The organism is Hydrogenophaga sp. (assembly GCF_030656115.1).
Classification (GTDB): Bacteria; Pseudomonadota; Gammaproteobacteria; order Burkholderiales; family Burkholderiaceae_C; genus Hydrogenophaga.
On sequence record NZ_JAUSOO010000115.1, the window covers coordinates 1 to 9,821 of the forward strand.

Genomic DNA, 9,821 nt, shown 5'->3' on the forward strand with positions numbered 1-9,821 from the left:
TGCAGTACCTGTCGGCCTACTCTGGCTGCACCATGGGCGAGTACTTCCGCGACCGTGGTCAAGACGCCTTGATCGTGTACGACGACCTGTCCAAACAGGCCGTGGCCTACCGTCAAGTTTCCTTGCTGTTGCGCCGTCCACCAGGCCGCGAAGCCTACCCTGGCGACGTGTTCTATCTCCACAGCCGCCTGCTGGAACGTGCAGCCCGTGTCAACGCCGACTACGTCGAAGCGTTCACCAAAGGCGAAGTCAAAGGCAAGACCGGTTCGCTGACCGCATTGCCTATTATTGAAACGCAAGCCGGTGACGTGTCCGCTTTCGTTCCAACCAACGTGATCTCGATCACCGACGGTCAGATCTTCCTGGAAACCAGCTTGTTCAATGCCGGTATCCGGCCTGCGATCAACGCCGGTATCTCGGTGTCCCGCGTCGGTGGCGCAGCCCAGACCAAGCTGATCAAGAGCCTGTCTGGCGGTATCCGTACCGACTTGGCACAGTACCGTGAACTGGCTGCATTCGCGCAGTTCGCTTCTGATCTGGACGAAGCCACCCGCAAGCAGCTCGACCGCGGTGCCCGCGTGACCGAACTGCTCAAGCAGGCCCAGTACAGCCCCCAGTCGATCGGTCTGATGGCCGCTACGCTGTATGCCGTGAACAAAGGCTACATGGACGATATCGAAGTCAAGAAAATCTTGTCCTTCGAAAATGGTCTGCATGCGCACTTGAAAGACAAGCACGTGGCTCTGCTGACCAAGCTGGAGTCCGACAAGGCCATGGACAAGGACGCTGAAGCCCAGATGGCGGCCGCCATTGCCGAGTTCAAGAAAACCGGCACGTACTGAACCGGCCCATTGACCCGATAAAGGAGCAGCAATGGCAGCAGGCAAGGAAATACGCGGCAAGATCAAATCGGTGGAAAACACCAAGAAGATCACCAAAGCCATGGAGATGGTCGCCGCCTCCAAAATGCGCAAGGCGCAGGAACGCATGCGTGCGGCCCGCCCTTACGCCGAGAAAGTGCGCCAGATCACCGGCAACCTGAGCCGGGCCAATCCGGAATACACGCACGCGTTCATGCGGACCAACGACGCCAAGACCGCTGGTTTTGTTGTCGTCACCACCGACAAGGGTTTGTGTGGCGGTCTCAACACGAACGTGTTGCGTGCCGTGACCAACCACCTTAAAGACCTGCAGGCGCAGGGCGTGGGTGCAGAGGCTGTGGCCATTGGCAACAAGGGTTTGGGTTTTCTCAACAGGATCAACGCCAAGGTGGTGTCCAGCGTGACGGGTTTGGGCGATACGCCCCACCTCGACAAGTTGATCGGCCCCGTCAAGGTGCTGCTGGATGCGTACACCGAAGGTCGCGTGAACGCGGTCTATCTTTGCTACACCAAGTTCATCAACACGATGAAGCAAGAGTCGGTGATTGAGCAGCTGTTGCCCTTGAATACCGGTGACCTGCAAGACAACGCAGGTGGTCGCGATTGGGATTACGTGTACGAGCCCGATGCGCCAGCCGTTATTGACGAGCTGTTGCTGCGCTACGTAGAGGCACAGGTGTACCAGGCGGTTGCAGAAAACATGGCCTCCGAGCAGTCTGCTCGTATGGTGGCCATGAAGGCGGCAACAGACAACGCCGGCAGTGTCATCGGTGAACTCAAGCTGGTCTACAACAAGACCCGTCAGGCTGCGATCACGAAAGAGCTTTCGGAAATCGTGGCTGGCGCCGCAGCGGTCTGAAGCAGCCGTTCAACAGAATTCAGAGAAATTAAAAGGTATACATCATGTCTCAAGTACAAGGCAAGATCGTTCAGTGTATCGGCGCCGTCGTGGACGTGGAGTTTCCGCGCAACCAGATGCCGCGCGTTTACGACGCCCTGAAAATGGAAGGTTCCGCCCTGACGCTGGAAGTCCAGCAACAGTTGGGCGACGGCGTGGTGCGCACCATTGCGCTGGGCTCGTCCGACGGTCTGCGCCGCGGTATGGTGGTGTCGAACACCGCCGAGCCCATCATGGTTCCCGTGGGCAAAGCCACCCTGGGGCGCATCATGGACGTGCTCGGTACGCCCATTGACGAGCGTGGTCCTGTGGACCAGACGCTCACCGCCTCGATTCACCGCAAAGCCCCAGCCTATGACGAGCTGAGCCCTTCGCAAGAACTGCTGGAAACCGGTATCAAGGTGATCGACCTGATCTGCCCGTTCGCCAAAGGCGGCAAGGTGGGTCTGTTCGGTGGTGCCGGTGTGGGCAAGACCGTGAACATGATGGAACTCATCAACAACATCGCCAAGGCCCACAGCGGTCTGTCGGTGTTCGCTGGTGTGGGCGAGCGCACCCGTGAGGGCAACGACTTCTACCACGAGATGGCGGACTCTGGCGTGGTGAACCTGGAAAATCTGGGCGAATCCAAAGTGGCCATGGTGTACGGCCAGATGAACGAGCCCCCAGGAAACCGCTTGCGCGTGGCCCTGACGGGTCTGACCATTGCCGAGTCGTTCCGCGACGAAGGCCGTGACGTGCTGTTCTTCGTGGACAACATCTACCGCTACACGTTGGCCGGTACCGAAGTGTCTGCTCTGCTGGGTCGTATGCCTTCCGCCGTGGGTTATCAGCCTACGCTGGCCGAAGAAATGGGCCGTCTGCAGGAGCGCATTACCTCCACCAAGGTCGGTTCGATCACGTCCATCCAGGCCGTTTACGTGCCAGCCGATGACTTGACCGATCCGTCGCCAGCCACCACCTTCGCCCACTTGGATTCCACCGTGGTGCTGTCGCGTGACATTGCATCGCTCGGTATCTATCCCGCTGTGGACCCGCTGGACTCCACGAGCCGCCAGCTGGACCCGCTGGTGGTGGGTCAGGAACACTACGAAACTGCCCGCGCTGTGCAGAACACGCTGCAGCGCTACAAAGAACTGCGCGACATCATCGCCATTCTGGGCATGGACGAGTTGGCGCCTGAAGACAAACTGGCTGTGGCCCGTGCCCGCAAGATCCAGCGTTTCCTGTCGCAGCCGTTCCACGTGGCTGAGGTGTTCACCGGCTCCCCCGGCAAGTACGTTCCGCTGTCGGAAACCATCCGCGGTTTCAAGATGATCACCGCTGGCGAGTGCGATCACCTGCCGGAGCAGTCGTTCTACATGGTCGGCTCTATCGACGAAGCGTTTGAGAAAGCCAAAAAAGTCGCGTAAAGCGACGTCATCGGGTGCTTTCAGGTGCGTGTGTGTTTGTTGTGCGAAAGTGCATGTTCACACACTGTTCAGTCCGACACCCGATAACTTGCTTTTCTTCGACTTTTTACAGGAGTACATATGAGCACCATCCGCGTCGATGTGGTCAGCGCCGAAGAGTCCATCTTTTCGGGCGATGCCAAGTTCGTGGCGTTGCCGGGCGAAGCCGGTGAATTGGGCATTCTGCCTGGTCACATTCCGCTGATCACCCGGATCAAGCCCGGTGCCGTGCGCATCGAAAAGGCCGACGGCGGCGAAGAGTTCGTGTTTGTGGCCGGTGGCATTCTGGAAGTGCAACCTCACCACATCACCGTGCTGTCTGACACCGCAATTCGCGGCAAGGATCTGGACGAAGCCAAAGCCTCAGACGCTCGCAAGCAGGCTGAAGAAGCGGTGAAGAATGCGAAGAGCGATATCGATCTGGCCAAGGCCACTTCGGAGCTCGCCGTCATGGCCGCCCAGATTGCTGCTTTGCGCAAATACCGCCAGAAAAAGTGACCAGCAGCAGGCAAATGCTTGTTGTTCACACCCAAAAAAAGACCGGTCAATCACCGGTCTTTTTTTATGGCTTTCGGAGATGGAACCAAGCGTCAACAACGAATCACGCCGTTGGGCAGTTCGTTGGTCTCAAACGTTCCATGCCCTGCAGGAAAGTGCGCCACCAGCAGGGCCGAGACTTCTTCAAGGGCCTGCGTCAGACCGTCTTCAAATGCACCGTCGTGCAAGGACTTGGACAGTCGGTTGACGATGGCTTGCCACTGCGCTGGTTCCACACACCGGGCGAGTGCCCGGTCTGCCACAAATTCGATGGCATGCTCGGCCAGCAACAAGTAAATGAGCACCCCGTTGTTGTGTTCTGTGTCCCACACACGAAGGCGACCAAACCAGTCCAGGGCCCGTTCACGGACCACCTCGCTCAGTGGGTGCTCGGCAGACACGGTCCACAAGTCCGGCCAAGGCAAAGCCGCCTCCACGCAGATGCGCACCTCGCCGGTGTGACGGACTTCACTGGCGGCCACACGCCGGGCCAGACGGTCGGCCAAGTCATCCGGGATCGCGCGCAGCGTGTCGGAGCGGTCAAGCCATTGGTGTTTGAGGATGCGTACAAACTTGTTCATGGGATCGTGAGCCTTCACCAGCCGCCAGAGGCGCCACCGCCGCCAAAGTTGCCCCCGCCTCCGGAGCCGAAACCTCCGCCGCCGCCAAAGCCACCACCTCCCCGGAATCCACCGTTTCCAGGTCCACCCCAATGCCCACCGCGCCCACTTTTGTGTGTGGCTGGCAGGTGCGGGAGCAGTTGCATGAACAGGCCGGCCAGCATACCCAGCAGGCCCGCAACAAGCGCGATCCAGAAGACTGCCGTGAGGGTCCACGCCAGCCCGCCAGCGCCCACACCGGTCAGCAGCACGCCCAGCTTGTTGCCGAAGATGCTGCGAAGCACCGAAGAAATGATGGGAATGGCAAAGACGAGAAAAATGAGCAAGTCCATCCATTCGAACCCGTCCGCACCGTGGGGCGGTGCAGCGTTTGGAAGGGGCAGCGCTTCACCCCGTATCAAGGCCAGGATGTGGTTCACGCCGGCCTGAATACCGCCAGCGTAATCGCCCTTGCGGAAAGCGGGAGCGACAGCCTGGTCCAGAATGCGGCGGGCCATGAGGTCGGGAATGGCGCCTTCGAGGGTTTTCGCCGGGGCAATGCGCACGCGTCGATCCTCTTTGGCAATCACAAACAGCACGCCGTCACCCACGTCTTGGCGTCCGATTTTCCAGGTGTCACCCAGCCTTTGGGTGTAATCGGCAATGTCTTCGGGTGCGGTGGTGGGCACCATCAGCACCACCACCTGTGAGCCCCGTTCTGCCTCAAAGGCGGCCAGTTGGCTCTCCAGGGCGGCCAGGCTGGTCGCATCCAGCGTGCCCGTCTGGTCCATGACCCGGGCGCGCAGTTCGGGGAGGGCTTGCAACCCTTGTGCGTGGCTGCCCAATGACAGCAGCGCCGCAAGCAGAGCGGGCAGCATCCAGCGCACAGGGTGCCGGGCGGAGCCAGGTGCCGTCAAGCGCAACACGCTTGCGACGACCTGTCTGAAACCCATCATGGCTTGTTGAAGTCCACGGTGGGAGGGGCGGAGATGGCCGCTTCATTTTCAACCTGAAAGTTGGCCTTGGGTGCGTAGCTGAACACCATGGCCGTGAGGTTGGTCGGGAAGCTGCGCGCGAGCACGTTGTATTCCTGAATGGTCTGGATGTAGCGGTTGCGGGCCACGGTGATGCGGTTTTCGGTTCCTTCGAGCTGCACGCGCAAGTCGCTGAAGCCTTGGTTGGCTTTGAGGTTGGGGTATTGCTCCACCACTACCATCAGCCGACTCAGCGCGCTGCTGACTTCCCCTTGGGCCGCCTGAAATTTTTGCATGGCAGCAGGGTCGTTCACCATCTCTGGGGTCATCTGGATGGAGGTGGCCTTGGAGCGTGCCTCGATCACCCGGGTGAGCGTCTCCTGTTCAAAATTGGCTTCGCCCTTGACCGTGGCCACGATATTGGGAATCAGATCGGCACGGCGCTGGTATTGGTTCAGCACCTCTGACCAAGCCGATTTGCTGGCTTCGTCCAGCCGCTGAAAGTCGTTGTAACCACAACCCGCCAGGCTGGTGATCAAGAGCATGACGCTGACCCAGTGGAGCAGTCGAATGACAGATTTGTGCATGGAAAAACCTCCTCAGACCGGTGGGCCCATCGAAACAACAGCGCCCTACCCAAAAGCACTATACCCGCGCTGTGTCCCAACCCAACACGTGGTCAGGGGACCCGAGCGATGTGCAGACGTCAAAATACACCCATGCGCAAAACGAAACTGCCCTGGGGCTCCCCCGACGACACCGAACAGGCGTTTTACGACGCCTTGCAGCAAGCCGACATTGATCGCTTGATGGCCTGTTGGGCCGATGAAGACGACATCGTTTGCGTGCACCCCGGTGGGCCGCGTCTGGTGGGGCATGCTGCGGTGCGTGCCGCGTTTGATGCGATGTTTGCCAATGGCAGTGTGCAGGCGCACCCTGAAAAAGTGCGCCGCCTGGACGCCGGCCATTGCAGCGTGCACAGCGTGGTGGAGCGCGTGGCCTTGATGAGCGACGACGGTTTGCAACAGGCCTGGGTGGTGGCCACCAATGTGTACGCCAAGACGGCACAAGGCTGGCGCATGGTCGCGCACCATGCCAGTCCGGGCTCGCGCACCGAGCCGGTTGAGGTGCTGACGGCGCAACCCGTGTTGCACTGACCCACGCACACGGCACTGACCATGAACCTCCGCGACTGCACGACCGAAGGCCTGTCCTACGAAGCACCCTGGTGGTTGCCGGGAGGCAACCTGCAAACCCTGTGGGCCGCCCTGGGCAGCCGGCGCCATTTTGGGCCAGCCCCACGCTGGCAGCGCAGCCGCTGGAACACGCCCGATGGCGACTTCATCGACGTGGACCATGCCCAGCACGCCAGCGCGGCACAAGCACCGCTGTTGGTGCTGTTTCATGGGCTGGAGGGTTCGTCGGGCAGCCACTACGCCATGGCCTTTGCCGACTTCGCCGCAGCCCATGGCCTCGCGTTCGCCGTGCCGCACTTTCGCGGTTGTTCGGGCGAACTCAACCACGCGCCCCGTGCCTACCACTCGGGCGATTTTGCTGAGATTGACTGGGTATTGGCTCGCTTTGCCCAGGAAAACCCCGGCCGTCCCTTGCTGGCTGTGGGTGTCTCGCTGGGCGGCAATGCCTTGCTGCGCTGGGCGGGCGAGGCGGGCGAGACAGCACGTGCTCGGGTGCGTGCCGTGGCCGCTGTCTGCTCACCACTGGACCTGGCCGCCGGTGGACACGCCATCGGCCGGGGCTTCAACCGGCAGGTGTACACCCGTGTGTTCCTCTCCACCATGGTGCCCAAAGCGCTCAAGAAGCTGGAGCAACACCCTGGCCTGTTTGACCGCGCGGCTTTGTTGGCCGCACGCGATCTGTACGAGTTTGACAACTTGTTCACTGCGCCTTTGCACGGTTTTCGCAACACCGACGACTACTGGGCACGTGCTTCTGCCAAACCTGTGTTACACCGCATTCGGGTACCGGCGCTGGCGCTGAACGCGCTCAACGATCCTTTTGTGCCAGCGACGTCACTGCCCACAGCACAAGACACAGGACCGTGTGTCACGCTGTGGCAACCGCCGCGGGGCGGGCATGTGGGCTTTCCCTCGGCGGCTGGACGCTGGGGTGTGCCAGGGCATGTGCGCACCATGCCCGAAGCGGTGGGTCGTTGGCTGGTTGCACACACGGCATAAAGGAAAGACCCATGGACGACATCGTCAAGGCCGCCATGGCCAAATGGCCGAACGTACCGCATTGTTATGGTTGGCTTGGGCTGGACGCCCGGGGTCAGTGGTTCATGCGCGACGACCCCACCCAGGCCGCAGGTCCCTTTGCCTGCGAACCCGGCGAGACGTGCACAACCGCCAAAGGCTCGCGGCTGCAGCACGACAAACTCATTGAATTCATTCACCGCAACTACGCCTGCGACGAATCCGGCTGCTGGTTTTTTCAAAACGGCCCGCAGCGGGTGTATGTCGAGTTGGAGATCGCGCCCTATATCTGGCGCCTGCAGCCCGATGGGCGCATCTTGGCCCACACTGGACAGCCCGCCGGGGAGGTGCAGTTGTGTTGGCTGGATGAGTTGGGTCGGCTGTACCTGCGCACCGAACGGGGCTTGGGCCTGGTCCACACCAGCGACATGGATCTGGCTGCCCAGGCCGTGGATGCTGGGCGGTGGGTTCCACAAGACGTTGCGTTCGCCCAGCTGCCTGTACTGGGCGCTTATGTGCGCAGCCCCCAACGAAACAGCCGGATTTCGCCGCAGCAGTGTTGACCGAATATGCCCGTGAGGCCGCTGGTTGGACCGTTGACCAGAGCCTTTGCGGGACTGGCTCATGGTTCGTGTCAGTCTGTTTCTGGCATAAAAAAAGCCGGTCAATGACCGGCTTTTGGGCGAGCAGCAGGATTTATTTGACCGCTGCCAGCATGTACGTCACAGCCGACTGGATGTCAGCGTCCGAAGCGGCCGAGCCTCCCTTGGGGGGCATGGCGCCTTTGCCTTTGATAACACTGGCGGTCAGGCCGTCCACACCCAATGCCAGGCGAGGAGCCCATGCGGCTTTGTCGGCCAACTTGGGAGCGCCGGCCACACCAGCCACGTGGCACACGGCGCAGGCTTGCTTGTAAAGCGCCTCACCAGCGCCTGCCGCGACCGTGGCGGATGCAGGCGCAGCGGGTGCAGGGGTTGCAATCGGCGCTGCGGCAGCGACTTCCACCGCTGCAGTGGCTGCGGGAGCCGCAGCCTCGGTGGCTGGGGCGGCTGCGTCCGCGGCGGCTGGCGCTGCGGGCTCGACAAACTTGCCGCCACCCGCATTGGCCATGTGCACCACAGCACGGCCAATTTCAATGTCGCTGAAGGCGCCGCCGGCTTGAGCGCCCATGGCTCCTTTGCCTTTGAGTGCCGACGTCAGCAAGGCTTCGTAGCCTGTGGTCACACGGGGAGCCCAAGCGGCTGCATCGCCAAACTTGGGTGCGCCAGCCAGACCTGAGTCGTGGCAAGCAGCGCACTGGGCTTTGTAGACCGCATCGCCGGCTTGCAGCGGGCGATTGGCGTCGCGCAGCTCAACCGAGCCCACGCGCTGGATGCGAATGGCCGTGGCCAGTTCGGGGTCCACAGCGCCGGCCGCAGGCTTGTCGCCCGAGGTCACGTAGTACACCAGACCGATGATGATGAAAATGGGAGCCACAAAAGAGAAAAATGACGTCCACAGCAACTGTGCGGGTGTCTTGATCGGGCCGGTGTGAGATTCGTGCGCGTGGTCGCTCATGGTGTCCTCAAGGGGTGGCGGAACGGGGCCAGGATAGGTAATGGCGGGCCTGCACGGGTTGGGCAGACAGCCTGCAATTATAGCCAACACCCCCTTGCGCCGGCCTTGCTTCAGAGGCTGCCTGATAGAATTGATCGTTAGTCTGGTGTGAGCTCGCAAAATGGTTTGCAATCTGCGATGCCTTGGGCTCAGCAGTTAGACTACGTACCTTCTTGCAGCATGCGGCTGTAGCTCAGTGGATAGAGTATTGGCCTCCGAAGCCAAGGGTCGTGGGTTCGATCCCCGCCAGCCGCACCAAAATCAATGACTTACGTGGTTTTTCATGGCCCACGGTACCTGAAAGTCATGCCCTCCGGGCTCCATCTCCTTCCTATCCGGGCCAGGTATGCAAAAAGACCCGGGGTCATGGCTTTGAAGCGAGCGGGTCTGTGACCCACGCGATGGCCTATTGCACTCCCCGGTTTTCACCGCTTTCCGAATTTTGGACCATCAGCCTCTTGGCCCAGGGTCTGAGCCGCTTGCGGCCACGTTGACAGTCTGAGAGTTTCCCCCCAATCCCTTCAAGCTGGTACGGTAATGGCTTGGTAGTGAGCATGACAACGCGCCCCGACCTCAACGCCACCGAGCTCGCGGTGGCTGGCCTGTTCGAAGACCTTCCGGTGCCAACTGCTGAGCAGGCACAGCAGGCGCAAGCCCAGATGGCCCTCAAAC

The 9,821-nt window shown here is 61.0% G+C and carries 10 protein-coding genes, 1 tRNA gene and 1 pseudogene; 8 read left to right on the forward strand and 4 right to left on the reverse strand.

What is annotated here, in order from left to right:
• From Q7J58_RS13870 to Q7J58_RS13885, 4 genes and pseudogenes are all read left to right on the forward strand, one after another.
• Positions 1-842: pseudogene (locus Q7J58_RS13870) on the forward strand (F0F1 ATP synthase subunit alpha); the annotation flags it as partial.
• A gap of 31 nt (positions 843-873) precedes the next feature.
• The gene (gene atpG / locus Q7J58_RS13875; protein ID WP_304829070.1) at positions 874-1,740 is read left to right on the forward strand and encodes a F0F1 ATP synthase subunit gamma; all 867 of its coding nucleotides are present in this window, start codon (positions 874-876) and stop codon (positions 1,738-1,740) included.
• A gap of 44 nt (positions 1,741-1,784) precedes the next feature.
• Positions 1,785-3,191: a F0F1 ATP synthase subunit beta gene (gene atpD / locus Q7J58_RS13880; RefSeq protein ID WP_304829073.1), complete on the forward strand. Its 1,407-nt coding sequence runs from the start codon at positions 1,785-1,787 to the stop codon at positions 3,189-3,191.
• Between the two features lie 120 nt (positions 3,192-3,311).
• Positions 3,312-3,728 carry a F0F1 ATP synthase subunit epsilon gene (locus tag Q7J58_RS13885; RefSeq protein ID WP_304829076.1) on the forward strand — a complete coding sequence of 139 codons (417 nt, stop codon included), beginning with the start codon at positions 3,312-3,314 and terminating at the stop codon, positions 3,726-3,728.
• Positions 3,729-3,820: 92 nt separating this feature from the next.
• Here Q7J58_RS13885 and Q7J58_RS13890 read toward each other — a convergent pair whose 3' ends face one another.
• From Q7J58_RS13890 to Q7J58_RS13900, 3 genes are all read right to left on the reverse strand, one after another.
• On the reverse strand, positions 3,821-4,348 hold the full coding sequence (locus Q7J58_RS13890) for a TPM domain-containing protein (RefSeq protein WP_304829079.1): 528 nt from the start codon (positions 4,346-4,348) through the stop codon (positions 3,821-3,823).
• Between the two features lie 14 nt (positions 4,349-4,362).
• Positions 4,363-5,244, reverse strand: a complete 882-nt coding sequence (locus tag Q7J58_RS13895) for a TPM domain-containing protein (RefSeq protein ID WP_304829082.1) — start codon at positions 5,242-5,244, stop codon at positions 4,363-4,365.
• Positions 5,245-5,318: 74 nt separating this feature from the next.
• Positions 5,319-5,927, reverse strand: a complete 609-nt coding sequence (locus tag Q7J58_RS13900) for a LemA family protein (RefSeq protein ID WP_304829085.1) — start codon at positions 5,925-5,927, stop codon at positions 5,319-5,321.
• Between the two features lie 132 nt (positions 5,928-6,059).
• Here Q7J58_RS13900 and Q7J58_RS13905 point away from each other — a divergent pair, with 132 nt between their 5' ends.
• From Q7J58_RS13905 to Q7J58_RS13915, 3 genes are read left to right on the forward strand one after another with little or no spacing between them, the layout of a single operon-like run.
• Positions 6,060-6,497, forward strand: coding sequence for a nuclear transport factor 2 family protein (locus Q7J58_RS13905; RefSeq protein ID WP_304829088.1), 438 nt, complete (start codon positions 6,060-6,062; stop codon positions 6,495-6,497).
• Between the two features lie 21 nt (positions 6,498-6,518).
• Positions 6,519-7,535, forward strand: coding sequence for an alpha/beta fold hydrolase (locus tag Q7J58_RS13910; protein WP_304829090.1), 1,017 nt, complete (start codon positions 6,519-6,521; stop codon positions 7,533-7,535).
• An 11-nt stretch (positions 7,536-7,546) separates the two neighbouring features.
• Complete coding sequence (locus Q7J58_RS13915) at positions 7,547-8,116, forward strand: DUF2946 family protein (protein ID WP_304829093.1); 570 nt, start codon at positions 7,547-7,549, stop codon at positions 8,114-8,116.
• A gap of 133 nt (positions 8,117-8,249) precedes the next feature.
• Here Q7J58_RS13915 and Q7J58_RS13920 read toward each other — a convergent pair whose 3' ends face one another.
• Entirely contained in the window at positions 8,250-9,110 is an 861-nt protein-coding gene (locus Q7J58_RS13920) for a c-type cytochrome (protein WP_304829096.1), read from the reverse strand.
• Between the two features lie 221 nt (positions 9,111-9,331).
• On the opposite strand from Q7J58_RS13920, the gene Q7J58_RS13925 reads away from it, so the two are divergent.
• Positions 9,332-9,407 (forward strand) — tRNA-Arg (locus tag Q7J58_RS13925).
• The last annotated feature ends 414 nt before the right edge of the window (positions 9,408-9,821 follow it).